The sequence below is a fragment of the Treponema zioleckii genome, from assembly GCF_014737315.1.
Lineage (GTDB): Bacteria > Spirochaetota > Spirochaetia > Treponematales > Treponemataceae > Treponema_D > Treponema_D zioleckii.
Genome location: NZ_JPUF01000068.1, coordinates 1 through 20,903, shown reverse-complemented (window position 1 = coordinate 20,903; position 20,903 = coordinate 1). Strand labels below are relative to the sequence as shown.

General features: G+C 41.1%; 18 protein-coding genes and 1 tRNA gene. 14 read left to right on the top strand and 5 right to left on the bottom strand.

Going from position 1 to position 20,903, the window contains the following annotated elements:
- Nucleotides 1-8: 8 nt before the first annotated feature.
- The 3 genes from JI65_RS14440 to JI65_RS14430 all read right to left on the bottom strand — a co-directional run bounded on the left by JI65_RS14440 (nt 9) and on the right by JI65_RS14430 (nt 3,770).
- Nucleotides 9-1,379: an OmpA family protein gene (locus JI65_RS14440; RefSeq protein WP_191017862.1), complete on the bottom strand. Its 1,371-nt coding sequence runs from the start codon at nt 1,377-1,379 to the stop codon at nt 9-11.
- A gap of 53 nt (nt 1,380-1,432) precedes the next feature.
- On the bottom strand, nt 1,433-2,611 hold the full coding sequence (locus tag JI65_RS14435; RefSeq protein ID WP_191017860.1) for a lytic transglycosylase domain-containing protein: 1,179 nt from the start codon (nt 2,609-2,611) through the stop codon (nt 1,433-1,435).
- A gap of 106 nt (nt 2,612-2,717) precedes the next feature.
- The gene (locus JI65_RS14430) at nt 2,718-3,770 is read right to left on the bottom strand and encodes a tetratricopeptide repeat protein (RefSeq protein WP_191017859.1); all 1,053 of its coding nucleotides are present in this window, start codon (nt 3,768-3,770) and stop codon (nt 2,718-2,720) included.
- Between the two features lie 196 nt (nt 3,771-3,966).
- Between JI65_RS14430 and JI65_RS14425 the strand changes: the two genes are divergently transcribed.
- From JI65_RS14425 to ffh, 10 genes are all read left to right on the top strand, one after another.
- Nucleotides 3,967-4,584: a hypothetical protein gene (locus JI65_RS14425; protein WP_191017857.1), complete on the top strand. Its 618-nt coding sequence runs from the start codon at nt 3,967-3,969 to the stop codon at nt 4,582-4,584.
- Nucleotides 4,581-6,350, top strand: a complete 1,770-nt coding sequence (locus tag JI65_RS14420; RefSeq protein ID WP_191017855.1) for a tetratricopeptide repeat protein — start codon at nt 4,581-4,583, stop codon at nt 6,348-6,350. The genes JI65_RS14425 and JI65_RS14420 overlap by 4 nt, the downstream gene beginning before the upstream one ends.
- A gap of 162 nt (nt 6,351-6,512) precedes the next feature.
- The gene (locus tag JI65_RS17705; protein WP_340138452.1) at nt 6,513-6,668 is read left to right on the top strand and encodes a hypothetical protein; all 156 of its coding nucleotides are present in this window, start codon (nt 6,513-6,515) and stop codon (nt 6,666-6,668) included.
- Entirely contained in the window at nt 6,665-6,898 is a 234-nt protein-coding gene (gene yajC, locus JI65_RS17700; protein WP_340138451.1) for a preprotein translocase subunit YajC, read from the top strand. The genes JI65_RS17705 and yajC overlap by 4 nt, the downstream gene beginning before the upstream one ends.
- Before the next feature lie 31 nt (nt 6,899-6,929).
- A complete protein-coding gene (gene secD, locus JI65_RS14410; RefSeq protein WP_191017854.1) occupies nt 6,930-8,711 on the top strand; it encodes a protein translocase subunit SecD in 1,782 nt (593 codons plus the stop codon).
- A complete protein-coding gene (secF, locus tag JI65_RS14405; protein ID WP_191017852.1) occupies nt 8,711-9,961 on the top strand; it encodes a protein translocase subunit SecF in 1,251 nt (416 codons plus the stop codon). Before secD ends, secF begins: the two co-directional genes overlap by 1 nt.
- 107 nt (nt 9,962-10,068) lie before the next feature.
- Nucleotides 10,069-10,962 carry a 4-hydroxy-3-methylbut-2-enyl diphosphate reductase gene (ispH, locus tag JI65_RS14400; protein ID WP_191017851.1) on the top strand — a complete coding sequence of 298 codons (894 nt, stop codon included), beginning with the start codon at nt 10,069-10,071 and terminating at the stop codon, nt 10,960-10,962.
- A 35-nt stretch (nt 10,963-10,997) separates the two neighbouring features.
- Nucleotides 10,998-11,444 carry a nucleoside-diphosphate kinase gene (gene ndk, locus JI65_RS14395; protein WP_191017849.1) on the top strand — a complete coding sequence of 149 codons (447 nt, stop codon included), beginning with the start codon at nt 10,998-11,000 and terminating at the stop codon, nt 11,442-11,444.
- A 15-nt stretch (nt 11,445-11,459) separates the two neighbouring features.
- Nucleotides 11,460-12,524: an NAD(P)H-dependent glycerol-3-phosphate dehydrogenase gene (locus JI65_RS14390; protein ID WP_191017848.1), complete on the top strand. Its 1,065-nt coding sequence runs from the start codon at nt 11,460-11,462 to the stop codon at nt 12,522-12,524.
- Between the two features lie 39 nt (nt 12,525-12,563).
- Entirely contained in the window at nt 12,564-13,901 is a 1,338-nt protein-coding gene (gene ffh, locus JI65_RS14385; RefSeq protein WP_191017846.1) for a signal recognition particle protein, read from the top strand.
- Nucleotides 13,902-14,047: 146 nt separating this feature from the next.
- On the opposite strand, the gene JI65_RS14380 is transcribed toward ffh, so the two are convergent.
- A complete protein-coding gene (locus tag JI65_RS14380; protein ID WP_191017845.1) occupies nt 14,048-14,788 on the bottom strand; it encodes an isoamylase in 741 nt (246 codons plus the stop codon).
- 216 nt (nt 14,789-15,004) lie between these two features.
- Here JI65_RS14380 and flcA point away from each other — a divergent pair, with 216 nt between their 5' ends.
- Together flcA and JI65_RS14370 are read left to right on the top strand one after the other, a co-directional pair.
- Nucleotides 15,005-18,325, top strand: coding sequence for a periplasmic flagellar collar protein FlcA (gene flcA, locus JI65_RS14375; RefSeq protein WP_191017843.1), 3,321 nt, complete (start codon nt 15,005-15,007; stop codon nt 18,323-18,325).
- A gap of 52 nt (nt 18,326-18,377) precedes the next feature.
- Nucleotides 18,378-18,995 carry a diacylglycerol/polyprenol kinase family protein gene (locus tag JI65_RS14370; RefSeq protein WP_191017841.1) on the top strand — a complete coding sequence of 206 codons (618 nt, stop codon included), beginning with the start codon at nt 18,378-18,380 and terminating at the stop codon, nt 18,993-18,995.
- Here the strand turns inward: JI65_RS14370 and JI65_RS14365 are convergent.
- Nucleotides 18,989-19,813 carry a hypothetical protein gene (locus JI65_RS14365; protein WP_191017840.1) on the bottom strand — a complete coding sequence of 275 codons (825 nt, stop codon included), beginning with the start codon at nt 19,811-19,813 and terminating at the stop codon, nt 18,989-18,991. The two genes, JI65_RS14370 and JI65_RS14365, sit on opposite strands and share 7 nt — an antisense overlap.
- Before the next feature lie 124 nt (nt 19,814-19,937).
- On the opposite strand from JI65_RS14365, the gene JI65_RS14360 reads away from it, so the two are divergent.
- On the top strand, nt 19,938-20,639 hold the full coding sequence (locus tag JI65_RS14360) for a DUF2259 domain-containing protein (protein ID WP_191017838.1): 702 nt from the start codon (nt 19,938-19,940) through the stop codon (nt 20,637-20,639).
- 178 nt (nt 20,640-20,817) lie between these two features.
- Nucleotides 20,818-20,890, top strand: a tRNA-Lys gene (locus tag JI65_RS14355).
- Nucleotides 20,891-20,903: the final 13 nt, after the last annotated feature.

Below are 20,903 nucleotides of genomic sequence, written 5' to 3'. Positions count from 1 at the left end.
TTTTTTAGCTATTTCTTTTTCTGAATGAACGTTCTTGATTTTGGGCGGACCGTGATTACGACACGCCTGTTTTTTGCACGACCTTCCGCAGTTTCGTTCGTTGCAATTGGTTCAGTTCCGCCGTAACCTTTTGAGCTGAATATCTCTTTGTTGAGTCCGTTCTTTACAAGTTCATTTATAATCGTCTGAGTTCGCTCTACAGAAAGTTTCATCTGACCATCAGGCTTATTTACGTCTGCAGTGTGACCTTCTACAAGAATTGTATATTTGTGATTTGCATCGATTTTTATAAGTTCTCGTGCAAGTTTTTCGATTTCTGGCAACTCCGAAGCCAAAAGTTTTGGACTGTCTGCAACGAATTTAAAATCATAAACGAGCTGAATTCCTGGACCACCTTCCGCAACTTTTGGGCCTTTTTCAGTGTTTGTCTCAAGCGTTTCTTTTAGATGTTTGAATGCCGTGTAATAAGAATCTGTTTTTTCTGGTGCGTCAACCGCGTGAACCAAATTTTCTTTGTCAAGAAGAACGACTATTTTTCCGTCTTTTAGAAGCTGGAGATTTTCTGGCACGGTAAGGATTTTTAACGCGTCTTTTCGCGAAATAACAGGGTCTGTGCGAAGCTCACCGTAAACTTTTCTCGCGCGAATGTGCATTGGGTCAAGCCCTACGCGGTTTGAGTATTTTGATTCATCATCACTCCAGTCATAATGAATCAGTCCCTGCTGTTTTTGCAAGTCAGGATTTCCCATATTTTTTTCGTAGATAAGATTCATATCCTCGTCCCAAATCTCAGGGAAGAAACATGGATAAGTCCTGTCAGAAATAAATTCTCCGTGAACTGGAAGAAGTCCTCGTGCATCAATGATAATTCCGCTGTATGCCCGCGAAGAAATCTTTTCGATTGGCTTTGGGTTTTTGTACGGAGTGTTGTGCTTTACCATTGTTGAAGAAATATTTATAAGATTGAGAGTGTGCGTTGTTCGCAACGTTGACGTTTCGTTTACGAATACGCCAGGAGTCTTTTTTCCTGCATCGATAATCTGTGTGATTTTTTCGAGCGTAACGTCCTCGTCAAGAACCAAATCTCCGAGCGTCTGCGTTGAATTTACGTAGAGAGATAGAAGCGGATCTTTTAAAAGTACCGGCAGTTTTGTGTCAATTATGTGAATTGCGGAACGCTTGCCAGAAGGCATTTTGATTCCTGCTTTTTCGGTTTCAAGATTTATGTTCGAAATGAACTGATTTTTTGACCAGTCAATCATACTTGTTGACGAAATCGTTGTGTTGTCTTGTTCTTCAGCAAACATAAAAAAAGAAGAACTTATAAGTATGGCGGTCGAAAAAATAAATTTTGCAGCTTTTTGTAATCCAGTCATCATCAAAAATTTCCTCGTTAGATTTTCGGAAGATTTTCTCTCATGTTTTAGAATTTTTACGGAATCAAGAGAACTTCGCCGATTTTTAAAATCTGCTTTTCTTTGCGATTGTTCAAAAAGCAAATGTCTTCAACTGTGCACTTGTTCCGTCTTGCGATTCCCCATAACGAGTCGCCGTCTTGCACTTTGTACGTGCGGATTCCCGAATAGTCAGAAGGTCGTTTTTTGCGGATTGCCTCAATCGCTTCCTCGGCGGTTTCTTTCATGCCTGCCGGCAGGCGCAGGTCGTACTCGCGGTTTGGCGGCGTGATGAATCTTGTTAGCGAGGCATTTAGATTTTTTAGATTGTCGTAATCCGTTCGCATTTCGCTTGCAAGAATCGCAAGGTGAATCGCTTCCTTTACAGGCAAAATGTCAAATTCGTAAATCTCGGATTCGGCCTGTAATTCTGGAAGTTCCACTTCGTAATCGTCTTGATGCAGTGCAATTTCCGCTATTGCAAGGAACTTCGGGATGTAGAGAGTTGTTTCTTCTGTCATTACGTCGAGTTCCGCAAGTTCCCAAAAATTCTTGTCCGGATTTTCGCGCAGGAATTTTCTCATTGCGCCGGCTCCGCAGTTGTATGCCGCGATTGCAATTGCCCAGTCACCGAACATTTTGTAATTTTCTTGCAGTTTTGTAAGTGCTGCATCTGTGCTTTTCCACGGGTCGTTTCGTTCGTCCATCCAGTCATTTTTTATCATAAAAGGTGCTACGGAGTTTTCCATGAATTGCCAGATTCCCTGTGCGCCGCTTCTGGATGTTGCCCGTGTCCTGTATTCAGATTCGACGACCGGAAGATATTCGAGTGCCGCGGGCATTCCTCTTTTTGCGAGTTCCTGCCGTATGTAAAATCTATAGACTTCGCCCCTGTCGAGGGCTGCGATTAAATTTTTTTTTCCGTATCCGTTGGAAAATCTTGTGACGTATTTTTGAATCATCGTTTGGGCATACTCGGTTGCCGGAACGCTTATTCCGCCGATTTCGGTGAGCAGTTTTGCGTTTCGTGGCGGTATGATTTCGTCGTCAAAGCTGTAGTCAAACGGAATGTCCATCGGAGGTTGCCGTATTTCGGATTCGTCGGAACTATTGTCGCGTAAAAAATCCTGCATCAGGGCGAATGACTCTTTGTTAAGCTCGCGAGGTTCAAGCTCCGCGTCATCGACTTTTTCCCAGATTGATTCTGTTTCTGCCATTGTTTGCATGGTGCATATTAATAGAAAAAATATACATGTTGAAAGAAGTTGAATTTTTTTCATTTTGTTTCCGTGCATTTGTCGATTTGTTCCAAAAATTGACGTTTTAGAATTTATCTCCGAGATAGATGCCGGCCCATTCCCATTGACCGTGAATTTCTGGTTTTACAGGAAAGTTTACTTTTCTGAAATATAAATACCACACGTTCATGTATGAACTCCAGCCAGATGTTCTTAAATACGCCTCGTTTGACGAAACATCCGTTAGGGTAGGGCTGAACGTAATTCTGTTTCCGTGCATGTAGCTGCTGACGTAAAAATCTTCTTGCGTCGTTGAGTCGCTCTCGTCTGCTTTCCAGCTGATGGCAAAGAAATTTACCTTTGAGCGGTAGCTGTCGAGAAGTCTTCCGTTGTATGAGCTGAGTGCTTTTTTTACGGCCGCCTCAAGAGCTTCAAGAGATTCGAACGTCCAGTTCTTAGGCGAGTTGTTAAAGTCTACCATTTTTCGCGCGCTCAAATACGCATCTGGGTAGCCGACAATTTGAATCGTGCTCGCGTCCGGCTGTTTTAAAAATGACTCATAGGCTTTTAGAGCCTGCTTCCATTCACCGACTTTTTCGTATTCGAGGGCGAGCCTGTAGTTCATTTCGGTAATGCTTACGTTCATCGGAAATTTATTTATGAACGTGTTCAGATAGAAAATTCTGTTGGAAGGATTTTTACTAATCTGAATTAACTTTTGCAGACATGCAAAATGAACTGACTGTGAGTTGATTATTAAGTCAGGGCAGTTTTTTAAAATTCTTTCGTAATAATATTCTGCAATCGGCTCCTGATTTTTGTTTATGTAATCCGTGGCAATCATAAAAAGCCAGTATGCGTTAAAACTGTCTTCTGGGTGATTTTCAACCCAGCTTTCAAGAAAAAGATTCATTTCGTTGTATTTTTTGTTCGTGTAATACAGGTTTGCCATTCTGTTGATTACGCCGTAACGGGTTTTTTCTGTTATTGTCTCGTCTTTCAGCAAATCTTCGAGCTGTGCGATTGTCGTTTTGAGCGTGAGCGTGCTGGAATCTGAGTCGTTGCCGAATTGGCAAGAGCCTAACAAAATCGCGCAGAGTAAAATGAATGCCGTCAATAGAATCTTATTTTTTTTCAAAATCTTTTTCCTGTCACTTTTCAAATTTTCTCATCGGCAAAAATAAAGAATAACTGAATGCGAATGAGTGTTTGCTTTTTCTATTTTACCGATTTAATTTTTGTGTTGGCAAGTGGGGCGTGATTGTTGTAGAATCGAAAGAAGTAGATTTGTGGCTTTTTTGAGCCTTCTATATTGAATTTTTAGAGATGCCCGTATGAAGAAATTGACCGTTCCTTTTTTGAATTTTATTTTGGCTTTTGCAGTTATATTGATTCTTTTAGGACTCTTTCTTCTTGTTGCGCTTACTTCACGGGTTGATTTTGGCTTTCCTCTTATTCCTGTGGTGATGATTATAATGGGAGCCGTAGTTTTTTACGTTACGCTGATTTCTTCAAAAAAACATAATTTCTTTTTTTTCTTCGGAAGTTATTTTTGTCTCATGGGAATTTATGCACTTCTCGTTGACACGCAGATTCTCCGGGTCTCAACGAATGCTTCTTGGCCTGTGTGCCTTCTTATTTGCGGCATGTGCCTGATTTTCGCAAGTTTTTACAAATACCGATGTTTGCGCGGTGTGTACCTTTTTCCTGCGACTCTCATAATCCTTTTTGGCTTTGCTTTTCTTGCGTTCTCGACTGGGGTCGCAAAAGTTTCATTCAAGCATTTTGTCTCAAAGTGGTGGCCATTTTTTATTATTGCTTGCGGGGTGATTCTTTTGGTTCTCTATCTTTATCAGCAATTGCCGCACAATAAATTTCCGTATGAAAGAGATGTTCTGAGTGAAGATATTAAAGAAAATGACGGACTGGGATTCGGAGAGTCTTCGGAATGATTTTATGTTCTAAGACCTCATTTTGTATTTTTATATTTTCGATTTTTTTTCTCTTCGATATTTCTGCCAAAAAAAAAGATGCTCAGATTTCGTCAAAAGAAGCTGGAGAGTCCGAGGCTGATTCTGAAAGCGAATATGTTCCTGATTCCTCTGAATCCGTGCGGATTGCGATTCCTTTGCGAAAGGAGAGGGCTTATTTTTCGACGGTCGATAAAAAAATCCTTGCCTTCGTTGAGGACGGAGCTCCTGATTCTCTAAAATCTGCGATTGCGCTTCTAAAAAAAAATTCGGACAAGGCTCCTGAAAACGAGAACGTGCTTCTTGCGGTGGCAATAAATTTGATGAAATATTGCTGGCCCTCCGAGGATTTTCACGCGGCGCTTCCGAATGTTTCGATTTCTAATCCTTACCTTGGCGCGATTGAGTCGGCAAAAGACGGCGTTTACGATTACAGCACTGGAAAAACGGATTTTCTTTCTCTCATGCTTCCGTCGCTTGTGCTCGTAATTTCTGATACGCGAAAAGATTATTATGACGACGCAAAGGCCGATCTGGAAGAAGCTCTCAAAAAAAATGAAAATTCCGTGATTGCAAATTATCTTTCTGGCGTTTTGTATAAGCGACTTGAAAAATACAATGAGTCCCTGGCTTATTTTGAGACGGCTCAGAAAGCTTCTCCGAATACGTTCGAAATTTTGTATTCCGTTGCCGAACTGAATTTTAAGCTCAAAAACTATAAACTGGCTTTTGAAAAGGCGAATGCGCTCTACAAAAAATATCCTCAGAATCGGGATGTCCTAAAACTTTGCGCCGAAACTTCCTACGCTGCCGGCGACCTTGCTTCTGCCGAAGCGTTTGTAGGCCGAGTCTTGCAGCAGGAAAGCGGAAATTCCGACTACATTCTTTTTCGTGCCAGAATCCTTGTAAAAAAAGGTGATTACATCCGGGCGTCGTCTCTTCTTGACGTTTATTCGCGCACGGACACGCAAAAAAAAGAATATCTGATTCTCCGCTCAAAAATCCAGAAGGAGTGGAACAAGAATATTACCGCCGCAACGAATACAATTGAATCTGCCCTTTCCCTGTATCCTGGCGATACCGAGGTTATTTTGCAGGCGGCTGCGATAAGTGCCGAAACAGGAAGCAAGATTAACGGAATTAGCGCAGGACAGCTTGCTTCGATTGTTCTGATGAGTGAGCCTGAGAATGTGGACGCGCTTCAAATTCAAATAGAAGAATTTGTTTCGCATCAGGAATGGGAAGATGCGTACAAGTCCAGTTCATTTCTTTTGAGTTTGGAAAACGTTCCTGACAGCGCGATTTACATGCACATAAAAATTTGTTTTTCCAGCGGAAAAACTGACGAGGCTTGGTCTCTCGCAAAAAAAATGTATTCCGAAAAAGAAACTGATGAAAATGCGTTGCAGTCGTACATAAGCGTTCTTGTGGCCACGAACCGCACAAAAGATGCCTCAAAACTCATTGAACAGCTTTTGCCTTCGAGCACTTCCAAAATGAAGAGTTTTCTTTATTTTCAGCGAAGCCTGCTTTCGGGCAATGAGGACAAGATTCTTGCGGACTTGCGTTCGAGCCTGACCGCGAACCCGCGTAACCGCGATTCACTTTTTAAACTTTACACGATTTACTTCAATAAAAAGGAATATCGGAAAGCTCAGTATTATCTAAAGCAAGTCGTTGCCCTTTCTCCGAACGACGAAAAACTTTTGCAGCTGAATGCAAGTCTGGAATCCCTTCTTTCAAAGTAAAAACTTGCAGACATCTCTGAAAATATTCAAATTTTGAGTTTTTAGAGGTGTTCAGTTGTTATTGTCAAAAAAACTACCACTCGGATAACTTGACCGTAAGAATAGTAAAATGTTATTCTAGACAGGCTTTAAATTTTTAATAAAATAAGGTAGGAAACTCAAATGTCTTTTATCCATCTTCTTCAGGCAGGTGCTGAGGGCAACGCAGCACAGCCAAGCATTTTGATGACAATTGCTCCATTTGTCATCATTCTCGGAATCTTCTATTTATTTATTATCCGTCCGCAGATAAAAAACAGAAAGAAACCCAAAAAATGATTGATGCTCTCAAAAAGGGCGACAAGGTTGTTACAATCGGTGGAATCCACGGAACTGTCTCTGCAGCAAAAGAGAAAACTGTTATTGTAAAAGTTGACGACGGTACAAAAATCGAATTCAACCGCACGGCTATTGCCACTGTAATTGGTGAGCCTGTTGCAGATAAAAATGATAAAAAAGCAAAGGTTGATGAAAAAGAAGAAACTTCTGACACATCAGCTAACGCTTAAAAAATAAAAAAATACCGGAGTTATATTAAAAATGAATAAACGAAGTCGTTTTATCATTATTCTGGTAGTTCTTGCTGTATGTTTTGCATTCCTTTGGCCTTCAATCGTCTGGTATGCACGTACTCCAAAAGATCAGCAGAACCGAGCTCTCGGTTCTCTTGAAAAAATCAAGGACTACTCCACACTAAAAGCGTCAAAGGAACTTGACAAGCTCATGGAATTGGCTAACGAAAATCCAGATGCAGAGCTTGATCCTTCTTACGAATATCTCGTAAAAGCCGCAAAAAAGAATTTTAAGGCTACAGCAAAAGCGTATAAGGCTTTGGGACAGAAAGCTCCTGAAACGCCTTCCGTAATGACTGTAAGTGCAATTTTGAATTCTTTCACGGGTTCTTCAGCAAAAGATGACATTCTTAAAGTTATCGAAGGCAAATATCGTGATGAAATTCTTGATGCAAAGAATAGATATAACAGTTCTGTAAAATTGGGTCTTGATTTGAGCGGTGGTATGAACATTATCGTTCACGCTGATTTGGATTCAGCTCTCGCAGCTCAGAAAGCTAAGGGCGATGTTACTGACGAAGTTGAGTTCAAGAAAAACGCAATGGCTCAGGCAATCGAGACTTTGACTGGTCGAATCGACAAATTCGGTCTTACATCTCCTGTTATTCGACAGCAGGGAGAAGACAGAATTTCAATCGAAATCCCAGGACAGGCTGACGGTGAAAGCGTTAACACAATCATCATGGGAAAGGGGGTCTTGAACTTCCGCCTTGTTGATACTGAAGCTACAAATAATTTTGCAAGCTACTACGCTCAGAACCGTGCCGAAGCATTCAATTCAGACGGAAAACTCAAGGATTCGTCTGTAATTCCTGATGACTGTGAAGTATTCGGTGTTTACCGAAAAGATGATTACGGTCTTGATGAGCGAACAGGTTACGTTGTCGTAAAGAAAGAAGTTGCGCTCGACGGTAGCCATGTAAAAACAGCTAATGTTTCAACATCTCGAACAGGTGAGACAGAGGTTACTTTCTTGCTTGATGCAGAAGGTGCTGAGATTTTCGCTAAATTTACAGGTGCTCATGTTGGTGAGCGTCTTGCAATTGTAAGCGATGAAAAAGTTAAGTCTGACGCTGTAATCAAGAGTGCAATTCCTGACGGACAGGTTGCTCTTACGGGAAGCTTTAGCAATGAAGAAGCTTTGAACTTGCAGAAAGTTCTCCGAACGGCATCTCTTGAAGTTCCTCTGGAAGTAGAGAGCCAGCAGAGCGTTGGTTCATCTCTCGGAGAGCAGGCTATTCAGCAGGGTCTTAAAGCTCTTGCAGTAGGTCTTGCAGCCGTTCTCGGATTCATGCTCATCTTCTATCTTGGAGCTGGATTCAATGCGATTGTCGCTCAGATTTTGAATATGTACATCATGTTCTCTGTTTTGAGTGCTTTCAATCTTACTCTCACACTTTCAAGCGTTGCGGGTATGATTCTTACTGTTGGTATGTCTGTTGATGCCAACGTAATTATTTTTGAGCGCATTAAAGAAGAGCTTGCCAACGGAAAGAGCCGTGCCGCAGCAATTGCCGCAGGTTTTGACAACGCTTTCTGGGCAATTATGGACTCTAACATTACTACATTTATTGCTGCTGCATTCCTTTCAAAATTGGGTACAGGCTCAATTCAGGGATTCGCGGTTTCTCTCGCAATCGGTGTATGTTCGTCTGTATTCACAGCTCTCGTAGTTTCTCGCCTTATGTTCGACTTTAACACTGACGTCGTTGGTCAGAAAAAGGTAAGCATCGGCTGGAGGGTTAAATAATGAAGAAAATTATTCAGTTTAGTAAATTTTTCCCTGTAGCAGTTGTTTTGAGTATCATCGTAATTGTTACTGGAATTTCTTCTATTGTTACAAGCAGATTCTCTACTGCAAATTCTGGAATTAATTTCGGACGTGATTTTAAAGCTGGTATTGATGAAGTCGTAAGAATTGCTCCTACGGTTTTAAAAGTTACTTACACAGGCAGCGCAGACGTTTCTCTTGAGTTGAATGATTCTGGCTTGCAGGCTGTAATCAGCGGTATTGGTGCAGAAAATCAGGTTGTTTCGCTTCCATACAGTGAGAATAAAAAGATTTCTGCCGTTGCAGAAAAATTGAATGCAATCGAAGGTGTTTCTGCTGTCGTTGTTGATGATGTTGAGCTTGATTTTGGCGACTTGTTCGTTGATTCAATTTCATCTTCAAAACTCAGTTCAACTCCAATGCTCGTTCATTCTGCAAAGAATGCTAAAGTTCACTCTGCTGACGAAGTTCGTGCGGCTCTCAAAGCATTCGACGATGTTGATGTAAAGGCTTTGGGCGAGGATAAGGACGTTACTTTCCAGATTGGGCTCGGTTTGTCTGCTGAAGAGAAGGTTGAAAAGATTCAGGCTGACACAGCTGCAGCATTAAAAGAAGCTTTTGGTGCCGATGAGGTTGCTGTAATCAGTTCTGACAGTATGAGTGCTCAGTTCAGCCAGTCGTTGATTAAGAATTCTATCATCTTGGTTCTTGCAACTCTTGTACTCATCTTTATTTATTCTACAGTTCGGTTCCACTGGGACTTCGCTTTTGCAGCCGTAATTGCTATTGTTCACGACGCATTGATAATGGTAACTTTCATTTCTTTGAGCCAGTTGAAATTCACTACGACTACAATTGCTGCAATCCTTACGATTATCGGTTACTCAATTAACGCCACTGTCGTAATTCTTGACCGTGTTCGTAGCGACTTGAAACTTGTTGAGGCAAAATCATTCACTGATGTTTTGAACTCAGCTCTTACTGCAACTTTGGGTCGTTCTATAATCACGACTGTCACAACTTTGTTTGCAGTTTTCGCATTGTTCTTCTTTACGACTGGAACAATCCACGATTTTGCTGCAGCATTGATTGTTGGTTTGATTAGTGGTTGTTACTCATCAATCTTTATTTCTGGCGCATTCATTGCTGCTATGAGAAAAAATTATAAATTCACTGTGGCAACAGCTGGTCTTGAACCTCATGTTGCTCAGTTTAAGACTGAAGAGTAAATCTTTATGCGGAAGTCATTTTCGTTTTGATTTTGATTTCTGAAAATTCTATAAAAAGGCAGGAAGTGTTTTCATTTCCTGCTTTTTTTGTATCTGTAAGGTGAAAGATGAAAGTTATTCGTGCAGAAATTTTAGGTTTTTGTTCAGGGGTTCGTGGGGCTGTTAACACTGCTATTAAATCTCTTGGCGAGCATGTTCAGGGAAAAGTCTACACTCTTGGACCTTTGATTCATAATCCGCTCGTTCTTGAGAAACTTGCAACTGAGGGGCTTGATATAATTTCTGAGGATGATTTTGAAAAACTCACCCCGCAGGATACTGTGATTATCCGTGCGCACGGAGTTCCGCCCGAAACGCAGAAAAAATTGCAGAAAATCGGCTGCACGATAAAAAATGCGGCTTGTCCGCTCGTTTTGCAAAGTCAAAAACGGACTGCTAAATATGCCGAGCAGGATTTTAATATCATTTTTGCCGGTGATAAAAATCATGGCGAAGTCGTCGGAATCGAAGGGTATGCCGTAGAGGCCGCAAAATCTGTTGGCCGAAAATTGAATTTTTTCCTTGTGAAAGATGAAGAAGAAGTTCGTTCCCTTCTCGAAAAAAATCTTCTTGACACCCAAAAAAAGACCGTGCTTCTTAGCCAGACAACTTTTAGCATTTCTGTTTTTGCAAAAATTCAGAATCTTCTTGAAGAAAAACTTGAAAATTTTGAATTCGTAAATTCAATTTGTCCGGCAACTTATTCACGCCAGACTGCATTGGAAAAACTTTGCAAGGAAGTTGACGGAATAATCGTAATCGGCGGAAAAAACAGCGCGAACACAAACCGGCTTTTTAAAACGGCTTTGAAGCTTTCGAATCATGCGGCCTTGATTGAAAGCGTGGATGAGATTCCCGAAGAATTTTTTGCTCTGGAAACGGTCGGAATTACGGCGGGGGCGAGTACTCCGGACGACATAATCGATGAGGTTGATCGAATTCTTACAGAGAAAAAACATTAATTGTAAAATTCAATTTATAGGAGTATACTGAAAAAATGAGTACTAGATGTTTTGCAATGTGTAAACCAGGTGTATTGAACCGAAGATTGGTTGGTCAGGTTATTACTAGACTTGAAAATAAAGGATTGAAACTTGTTGGTCTAAAAATGATGCAGATTTCTCCAGAGCTTGCTTCTAAGCATTATGCTGAGCATGCCGGAAAATCTTTTTATGATGAACTTGTTTCTTATATTACAAGTGGACCTGTTGTTGCAATGGTTTGGCAGGGTGATGATTGTGTTGAGCTTGTTAGAAAAGTCGTTGGGGCAACAAAGCCTTCAGAGGCTGCTCCTGGAACTATCCGTGGAGATTTCTGCTCTCATACGAGTCACAATATAATTCATGCGTCTGACAGTGATACAAGTGCAGAACGCGAAATAAATCTTTTCTTTAAACCGGAAGAACTCATCGATTGGAAAGATGAAGCTTCCTTATGGTTTTAGTAAATCGAGGTTTTTATGAGTTCCAAAAATGTTGGTGTAATTGGTGCTGGTGCATGGGGGTCTGGCTTGGCTCAGGCTTTGGCACGCGGCGGACATAAAGTGCAGATTTGGGCACGTGAGGACGACGTTGTAGAAGGCATAAATAATGAACACGAAAACAAAAGATATTTGCCAGGTTATCCTCTTTCTGAGAATCTTACGGCTTCCACTGATATTGTTGAAGTTGCAAGAGACAAAGAATTCTTGATTCTTGCAAGCCCTTCTCTTTATCTTGCAAGTACCGTCCGTCAGATTTTAAATGTCCCGAACATCAAAGATGGCAGCACCGTTATCGGCGTTTTAACAAAGGGCTTTATTCCGTCGGAAAATGGTCCTAGGCTTGTTCTTGAAACTCTTGAAGAAGTCCTTCCTGAATCGTATAAGAGTGCTCTCGTTTATGTTTCTGGACCATCTCATGCCGAAGAAGTTGCAATGGGAAAACTTACGGGATTGATTGCGGCTAGCGAAAATCCTAAGAATTCGATTCGTTTTAGGGAATTGCTTCGTGTTCCTGGGCTTATGGCATATTCCAGCCTTGATGTTATCGGTGTTCAGATTTGCGCAGCTGCAAAAAACGTTATTGCGGTCGTTTACGGAAGCCTTGACGCTGTGAGCGAACATTCTGATGTATTTGGAGATAACACGGAGTCACTTCTTCTTGCGGCTGGCTTGAATGAAATTCAGACGCTTGGTTTCGCAATGGGCGCGACTCATGCCGAAACGTTCACTTCTATTGCTGGCGTAGGCGATCTTGATGTTACTTGCCGTTCTCAATATGGCCGTAACCGCCGTTTTGGTCAGGATATTATAAAAACTGATATTCTTGATAAATTTAAGAATCTTGATGATTTAATCAATAGAATTTCGGAAGTCGGATATCTTTCGGAAGGTGCTGTGGCTTGTAAGTACGTTCACGAAATCGCTCAAAAATTCAACCTCAAGCTTACGATTTGTGACGGTTTGTATAGAATCCTTAACAAAGAGATTAAGCCGAAAGATTTTTTAACTGAGCTTTTGACTCAGGGGCATATTAGCGAATAGATTTGAGGAAAATCTAGCTGCAAGAATAGGAAATTCACGATGTTAGAAAAATTGACAAATACTTTTGGTGATATTGTGCGCTCTGTGAGCGGTAAATCAAAAATCACGGAAAAGAATATTGAAGAAACTGTCGAACATATAAAAATGGCTCTTCTTGAAGCCGACGTTAATTTGCGTGTCGTTCGACGTTTCGTAAATGCCACTGTAGAAGAAGCTAAGGGCGAAAAAGTTCTTCGCGCGGTTGATCCAGGTCAGCAGTTCGTAAAGATTATTTATGACAGAATCGTAAAACTTCTTGGCGACACAAAGACTGACTTGCAACTTAAAGGTCCTGATACTCAGAGCGTAATTCTTATGCTAGGTCTTCAGGGTGCTGGTAAGACGACTGCTTCTCACAAACTTGCCGCTCGCCTCAAAAAAGAGGGCAGACGACCGCTCATGGTTGCTGCCGACCTTGTTCGACCTGCGGCTGTTGAGCAGTTGAAAGTGCTCGGCGAAAAAATAGACGTTCCTGTTTATTTTGAGGATGGCGAAAAAGATGCCGTAAAAGTTGCGAAGAACGGTCTTTCTTACGCAAAGAAAAATGGTTTTGACACGATAATCGTGGATACTGCGGGTCGTTTGCAGATTGACGAAGTGATGATGCAGGAACTTGTCAACGTTAAGAAAAGTGTTGACCCTGTTGAGACAATTCTCGTTGCAGATGCGATGACTGGTCAGAATGCAGTTGACATTGCAAAATCTTTTGACGAGCAGCTTGGTCTTACTGGCGTAATTCTTACCAAGTTCGACTCTGACGCGCGTGGTGGTGCGGCTCTTTCACTCAAAACAATCACTGGAAAACCGATTTTGTTCATTGGTACTGGTGAAAAAACAGAGGATTTTGAGCCATTCCATCCGGAGCGAATTGCAAGCCGAATTCTTGGCATGGGTGACGTTGTAAGTCTTGTTGAAAAGGCTCAGGAACAGATTGACCTTGAAGAAGCCAAAAAGCTTGAAGCAAAAATGGCTCGCAACGACTTTACTCTTGATGACATGCTTGACCAGTTCGAGAAAGTCGGAAAAATGGGTAGCATTTCTTCGCTCATTCAGATGATTCCGGGACTTTCTGGCCAGATTGACGAGAGTAAAATTGATCTTGACGGAATGAAACATCAGAAAGCAATTATTCAGGCGATGACTAAGAAAGAGCGTGCAAATCACCTTATTATTGGTCCGGCCCGCCGAAAGCGAATTGCAAAAGGTAGCGGAACTAGTGTGAGTGACGTTAATAAACTTATCAAGCAGTTCGAAAAAACTCGCCTTACAATGAAAAAACTTGCAAGAAACCGTGGGTTGCAGGCAAAAATGATGCAGCAACTCGGAAACTTTATGTAAAATAAAAAGGCAGCCGGTAAACGAGACCGTTTTCAGGCTGCCTTTTTTTAGATAAATCTTTTGTAATATGAATTCTGAAGTTCTGCAAAGTCTGTCATTGTCGTGCTTAGCCGACGAACTTTGCAAATCAAAAACTCGAAATGAAACTAGTAAGCTTTGTTCGTTACGTTAATGCACGAAACTATCTTTCCGTCTTTTGAATAACCTTTTAGCGGATTGGTTGTGTCAATAAATGACTTTATGCCAGTGTAGTATGCATAGTAGTAAGTTCCGTCTGGAAGCGGAAGTTCAATTTCGTACTGCCCCGGCAAAATTTCTTTCATTTCATAAATCCATGAATCCCAGTTTGAGAACGTGCCGCCAATCCTGATTTTCTGGCCTGGTTCAGAAATGCACACAAAACGTGTGTATCCGTTATCGAGCGTTTCTGTCGCTGGCGGAGTTGCATACGGAATTTTCATGTAGGAGAGGTAAACGCCCTCTTCGTTGCTGAAGTATCTTTCTGAGTTGACGGGATCCGTAGTCCAGAGACCGTCAATAATAAGTCTGTAAGAAAATTCATTTATTTTTTTAGGACGCTCAATGACGTAGAAAAACCATGAATCCGTAACAGTTCCCTCAAAATCACGGGTTTTGTGAAGGTGAAAATAATGAATCTTGTTGTAATTCTCAAAATCAAAAGCTATTCCGACCGTGCGGGCATCGTTCTTGGCCGTAAAAACAAGATAGTCACCGCTCAAATATGGTTTTGAGACACCCTTTATTTCATTGATCACAGTTTCGTATTCGTATGTGTCCTTAGGCTTTTCTGCCGACGTGTCTTTTGCGAAAGCTGCCTGAGAAAAAACTAAAGATGAAAACAGTATTGCAAAAATGAACTTTTTCATAATTCTATTATCGGCAAAAATAAAAAAAAAGTGAATCTATTTGCATTAAGGATTTCAGAAAATCTTATTTTTTCGATTCCCTTAATGCTGTCTTTATGCGAAGATAAAAATAAGAATCTAAAGCATAGTCTTTTTGTTGCCGAAATATAAAAAGACTGTTTACAAATTTTGTTTTCGGTTTTAGATAGTTAGAAGTAGTGGGAGAATCTAAGATAAATGCCAGGATTAAATCAGCTGAGAAAATTCAGCAATGACATACAAAAGCTTGGTGATGAAGCTAAAATTCGTGCTAAACGTGGTGAAATACAGCCCGTAGTCCCTTTTCCGCAGGGAATTTCTGAGGATGATGATTCTGATGATTTTATTGTAGGAATTCCTGAGCCTAAAGAAACTGACTCTTCTGAAAATCTTGATGATGTCTCTTCTGTTTCAGAGGATTCTCAAGACATACAACTCGACGACTTGCTTCCAGAGGCAGATTCTGACACGGCTGCTGAAGATGTCGCAGTTGCCGATGAACCGACTAAAGACCCTTCGCTGGATGAACTTTTAGGTTCTGTTACGGACAATGTTTCTGGAATTGATGAAAATTTTGACCTTAACGGTCTTGATAATCTAGATAATCTTGGCACGGTTGATTCTTCGGAGCCATTGGACTTTTCTGACTTGGATAACATTGCAGCTACTGATTCAACTGCCGATGCCGAAACTACTACTAATATAGAAGAAACTGGGAATCCTGATTCCGTGCCGGATATTGGTGCAGACAGTCTCGATGATTTTATAAATGATACTTCTGCTACTGCCGCGCCTTCTGCTGATTCTGCAGACCCGCTTGCAGGTTTTGATTTGGATTCTGTTTTGCCTGAATCTGCTGATTCTCAGGAAAACGCTTCTGAAAATCTTGATGGACTTGATTCGGTCGCTGACACGGATTCTGCTTTGCCTGATGATATTTCACTTCCAGATTTAGATGCTTCTTCTTCAGATTCTCAGGATTCTTCTGAGCCGTTTGAGCCGGCTGTGGCTGCCGATGAGAATGATTCTGAAAATCCACTTGCAGAGGATATTGGTGCAGATACTTTGAGCGTTGAACCTGCCGGTGATGGTGAAGATAACTCTTCTGCGTTCCCGATGGACGATTTGGCGAACTTTGACATTGACAATGCAATTTCTTCGGGCGAAAGTGGCGAGGTTCCTTCTGATTCAGAAACTCCTGCTGACAATTTTAATGCCGAACTTGCCGGACCTGCCGAAAATGCTGAAATTCCTGACGCAACTCTTGAAGTTCCTTCTGAGCCGTTTGAAATGCCTGAGCTTTCTGCAATGGACGAGTCAATTGATTTTGATGGCAAGTCTTCTGGTGATGGCGAGAAAAAAACTGGTGATGAGGAATTCCCTGTTACGGAGCCTGGCGGATTCTCTGGCGGAGATGATTTTTTGCTTTCCGACGATTTTGAGATTCCTGGTTTTTCAGACACCGAGGATGCAGATTTTGGACCAAAGAAGGCTAGGGTTGATACTGCCGACTTCTCTAAGGCGAGCGGCGGTCGCCCAAAAAATACTCTTACGGATGACGAATATTCAATATTCAAGAAAAATCTTGCTGCATATCCGTTGAATCTTCGTATCGTTATTGAAGAATTCATTGCGAAAAATGAATTTACTGATGATGCTGTATTTGAAGTTATTGAGAAAATCCTCAGTAAAACTCCTGCAAGACAGTTAGCTTCTCAAATGGAGAAAATGCTTGATGTTACGATTGACGTTCCTCGTGATTACGAGAGACGTTCGTTTGCTCAGTATCAGGCATACAAACAGTCTTTCCAGTATCAGCTCAAAAACCGAATCATTCCGTTTGCGATTATCGGCGTTGTGCTTTTGTTCGTTGGAATCGGGCTTTTCAATCTCGGACGAATTTTCGTTTACAAACCGATTCGTGCATATCTTGCATATAAAGAAGGTTATGCTCTTATTCAGAACAATGAGTTCCCGCAGTCGGAAGTTTGTTTTGATGAGGCTGTGGATTATCGCCCGATGAAGGGATGGTTCTTTAAGTTTGCGCGTGGTTACCGCGAAAAAAAACAGTATGAGCGCGCGGCAAAAATGTACAAAAATATTCTCGGTTATTTTAATTTTGATAAAAACGCTGGTCTTGAATACGCGGAAATGGAACTTTATGACCGTGCCAATTACGAACAGGCTGAAAAAATCGTGCGACGCGACGTTCTTGACCATCATATAAATGATGCGGACGGAATTCTTCTTCTCGGTGATATTTTCCTTGAATGGGCATGGGAAGATCCTGAGAAATATGAAAGTGCAAGAAAAGTCTATACTGAACTTATTGAGCGTTACGGTGAAAATGACACGTCGCTTTCTCGAATGCTCCGCTATTATATTCGTACGGACAGGCTTCGTGAGGTTCTTATCTATAAGAATATGTTCTATCCTGACCGAAAAAAACTTTCGCCTGCTGATTGGACGGAACTTAGCGGTTATCTTTTGGAAAAACTGTACGGACCTTTGAGTATCGGTGATGAATATTTGCGTTCTTCAATTGAGGATGTTAAGAAAATGCTTGATTATGCGGAACGTGGAAATCCTAAGGATCCGGTTGCACGCTACAATATGGCAAAATACTATATTTACAACGGTGATAAAGTGTTTGCCGTTGCCGAAATGGAAAATGCAATTGATTTGTTCAATAAGTCAACTGTTCGGTCAAAAACGAATACTTATCGTCAGATAGACGCTTCGAGAATCTTGGGCGAACTTTATATTTCTAGCAATGAGTATTTAAAAGCTCAGACAGTGTTTACTGGCGGAATCAACTTGTTCAAGTCTGAGAACGAAAAAACTGGTCTTGAAGGTGATGAGCATACTGGACGACTTTTTGCAGACATGGGCGACATTGATTATTTTATTAACGGTGACCTTGATTCTGCATTGCGCAATTACGAGACTGCTATAAGAATCAAAAATGATACGCCAACATTGAATTTCCGTGTCGGTGCGATTCGCTATGGCAAGCAGGATTATGATAAGGCATTGCACTCATTCTTGAAAGTTCACGAAGAGGTTCCAACGGACGAAAATCTTTTGCTTTCGCTTGCGAATACTCTTTCGCTGAAGGGTGACAATTTTGCGGCGCAAGGATATTATAAGGAACTTTTGGCTCAGCTTGATGATGAGCGTTCTCGGCATAGTCTTTCTAAACCGCAGTCTGATGAAGATGACCGCAGAATCGTTGATATGTACGTTAAGACAAACAACAACCTCGGAATCACTTTGTACCGTCTCGCAAAGCAGACTGGAGACAGCGAGTATAATGCGGAGGCTATGGTTCGTCTTTCTGATTCTATGCGGGCATACGATGCTGCCACAAGAAATCCTACAAGCATGATTAGAATGGCAGGCTCGAATCTTGCGGCCCAGAACTCGGAATACATCTTTAAGTCTTATCCTGATTTTGAGCCAGGAATTTATACTGACATTCCGAAAGTGCTTACGGGCGAAAAAATCCTTACTCAGTAAGCCATACTTTTAGTTGCAAACAGACTTTTGAATTTGGAGGGGAAGTGTAAAGATGAAAGTTTTCTGCTGGCATGCTGGAATTGAATTTAAAAAGCATCTTACTTCCCTGCGCAAAGAATTTTTTAGAAAATCGATTCATATGTGCACGGCTTTAGTACCAATCGCACTGCACTTTTTTAAGATTCCTGTGATTATCATTCTTTGTTGTGCGGGTATTTTGTACGTGGTCGCAGAATCGTTCAGAATTCGGGGAGTGGAAATTCCTCTCGTTTCTGATATAACTGCCGCAGCTGCCCGAAAACGTGACGAGCATAAATTCGTTATGGGGCCGGTTACGCTTGTTCTTGGAATTGTTGCGTGCGCGCTTTTGTGGCAAGAAAAAGCTGCCGCCGTCGGAATCTTTGCTCTTGCATTCGGCGATGGCTCTGCAAGTCTTGCGGGAAAGACTTTTGGGCTTGTTCAAGTTCCTTTTTCGCAGGGAAAAACAGCCGCCGGAAGTCTCACTTGTTTTTTTGCGATTTTGTGCTCTGCATTTTTGGTTACAAAAAATACTTTTGTTTCTTTGGTTGTTGCGAGTGTCGGTGCGCTGGTGGAAGTCCTTCCGTTAAAAGACTGGGACAATCTTCTGATTCCAGTTTTGCTTGGCGGAATAGCGCAGTATCTTCAATAATCCCAATAATGCTGGTGGATGTTGCTCAAATAAAAGTAACTTCCGATTCCAAGCATTGAAAAACCAAGCACCAAATAGATAAAGTTGTCTGCTGCCGTAATCGTAAGATACCCAAAAATCAGGATTAGGTACGAAATTGCGACTTTCTTGTATTTGTCTGATTCAATTGTGCTTGCCTTAATCCAAAAAGACATGAACGTAATTACAATCATCAAAAATCTTGTGGAATTGAAAAGTGAGCCGAAACCGATTGTTACGAATCCGGTTGAAGAAATCCTTGCAGTATTCAGCGGCAGCGTTGTTGCCAAAAACGTCGCGAGGGCAGTCATTATCATTAGGTTTCTGCCGAAATTCTGTCGCTGGTCACTGTCGCTCAAAAGCGAAGCGAAAAGAAAACTCAGCGTAACGATAATCCTTCCAAAAACCACGATTCGACCAAAAAGAATGAGTCCGTCCGAAAACGTTTGCCAAAGCCCAAAACTGATTGTGACTAGCCTCATTATTTCTGCAAGGCTTCCAAGCAAAAACATCGTGTAGTAAATGACTTCAGTTGCATGTGTGTTTTCGAAATATTTAAAAAGAAAATGAGTCATCGCCGGGACGTACAGCATAAAAAGCAAAAGCGATGTTATTGTCGCATAAAAATTTGTTTTTAGTGCCGGAAAATCCTTAAAAAAATCTGGGTATTTAAAATCTGGCGGCGGAAGAATCGTATTTTTGATTATTGAGTATACAAAGCAGATTGAAACACTTGCAATGCAAAATATAGAAAAAAAGAAAAATGATTTTATCCATCTGTTTCGTAATTTTAGGGTCATATTTAAATGATAATCATCTGAGAAAAATCTGTAAAGTGTTTGTTAGCGATTCCGAAAATATAAGGGAATGATTAAATTGATTCTTTTTTGAGAATCTGTAGGAAAAAGGGTCTGGGAGGACTTTATGAAGAAGCTTCTTTTGGGTGCGTTTGTTTTTCTTGCGGCAAGCATCAGCTCATTCGCTGGCGATGTTGCTGCATTTGTAGACCTTGGAATTTCAAGCGACGGCAAGACTTATATTTTTGGTGAATACGGAAGGACTGATAAGAAATTTCAGGGATATGCAGAAATCTATGCGGTTGATATAGCTAAGAACGATTTTATTGAGGGCGGAATTTTTAGGACTTTGCCATCGGCTGCGACTGCTTCAAAAAACGGAAAGAAAGTTTACGACGAGCTTTATGCAAAGGCTGGTTGGTGGGTAAAAAAATATAACTGCAAGCCTGCTGATGCATCTCATTTGCTTTACGTTGGTGACGGAACAAAATCTGGTGACAACGAGATTGTTTTTAAGGATTTTGAAAATTCCACAGAAGACAAAGCTTATTTTTATCATGTGAACATGATTAAGAGTGTAGAAGGTTCTGGAAGCAATATGCATTCGTCCTTCTATATTACTTTTGAGCGCAAAGACGAGGACGGGAACGTTCTTTCAAAGAATATCGTAGGTTCACCGGACATAAAACGCAAAGGTGTTAGTGGATATAAAGTTGAGAGAATTTTTTCTGATAAGACTGGAAAGAATTTGGTTTTTGTAATCGAAAAGACGATTGAAGATTCAACAGGAACTTCAATCAGATATATGGTAGAGACAATTCGACTTTAGAACTTGAAGATAAAATACGAACGCTGGCGGGCTAAGACTTGCCGGCGTTTTTTTATGCCAAAGAGCTACTTTTTTTGCGCGAAAAAAAATATATAAAAAATTGAAAAATTAGTTTTTTTATATTGACATTTTTTTTACTGTGGGTTACATTATTTGAGCGTTCAGCAATGAATGATACGGGCTACTAGCTCAGGTGGTAGAGCACCGCCCTTTTAAGGCGGCTGTCGATGGTTCGAGTCCATCGTAGCTCAAACTCGGGTTATT

Bases quoted from the DNA above. Each gene is read 5' to 3' on its own strand.
- ispH (WP_191017851.1), top strand. From the start codon at position 10,069: ATGAAAGTTATTCGTGCAGAAATTTTAGGTTTTTGTTCAGGGGTTCGT.
- JI65_RS14380 (WP_191017845.1), bottom strand. From the start codon at position 14,788: ATGAAAAAGTTCATTTTTGCAATACTGTTTTCATCTTTAGTTTTTTCT.
- secF (WP_191017852.1), top strand. From the start codon at position 8,711: ATGAAGAAAATTATTCAGTTTAGTAAATTTTTCCCTGTAGCAGTTGTT.
- JI65_RS14425 (WP_191017857.1), top strand. From the start codon at position 3,967: ATGAAGAAATTGACCGTTCCTTTTTTGAATTTTATTTTGGCTTTTGCA.
- JI65_RS14365 (WP_191017840.1), bottom strand. From the start codon at position 19,813: ATGACCCTAAAATTACGAAACAGATGGATAAAATCATTTTTCTTTTTT.
- ffh (WP_191017846.1), top strand. From the start codon at position 12,564: ATGTTAGAAAAATTGACAAATACTTTTGGTGATATTGTGCGCTCTGTG.
- JI65_RS14420 (WP_191017855.1), top strand. From the start codon at position 4,581: ATGATTTTATGTTCTAAGACCTCATTTTGTATTTTTATATTTTCGATT.
- ndk (WP_191017849.1), top strand. From the start codon at position 10,998: ATGAGTACTAGATGTTTTGCAATGTGTAAACCAGGTGTATTGAACCGA.
- JI65_RS14440 (WP_191017862.1), bottom strand. From the start codon at position 1,379: ATGATGACTGGATTACAAAAAGCTGCAAAATTTATTTTTTCGACCGCC.
- flcA (WP_191017843.1), top strand. From the start codon at position 15,005: ATGCCAGGATTAAATCAGCTGAGAAAATTCAGCAATGACATACAAAAG.
- yajC (WP_340138451.1), top strand. From the start codon at position 6,665: ATGATTGATGCTCTCAAAAAGGGCGACAAGGTTGTTACAATCGGTGGA.
- secD (WP_191017854.1), top strand. From the start codon at position 6,930: ATGAATAAACGAAGTCGTTTTATCATTATTCTGGTAGTTCTTGCTGTA.
- JI65_RS14360 (WP_191017838.1), top strand. From the start codon at position 19,938: ATGAAGAAGCTTCTTTTGGGTGCGTTTGTTTTTCTTGCGGCAAGCATC.
- JI65_RS14370 (WP_191017841.1), top strand. From the start codon at position 18,378: ATGAAAGTTTTCTGCTGGCATGCTGGAATTGAATTTAAAAAGCATCTT.
- JI65_RS14390 (WP_191017848.1), top strand. From the start codon at position 11,460: ATGAGTTCCAAAAATGTTGGTGTAATTGGTGCTGGTGCATGGGGGTCT.
- JI65_RS14435 (WP_191017860.1), bottom strand. From the start codon at position 2,611: ATGGCAGAAACAGAATCAATCTGGGAAAAAGTCGATGACGCGGAGCTT.
- JI65_RS17705 (WP_340138452.1), top strand. From the start codon at position 6,513: ATGTCTTTTATCCATCTTCTTCAGGCAGGTGCTGAGGGCAACGCAGCA.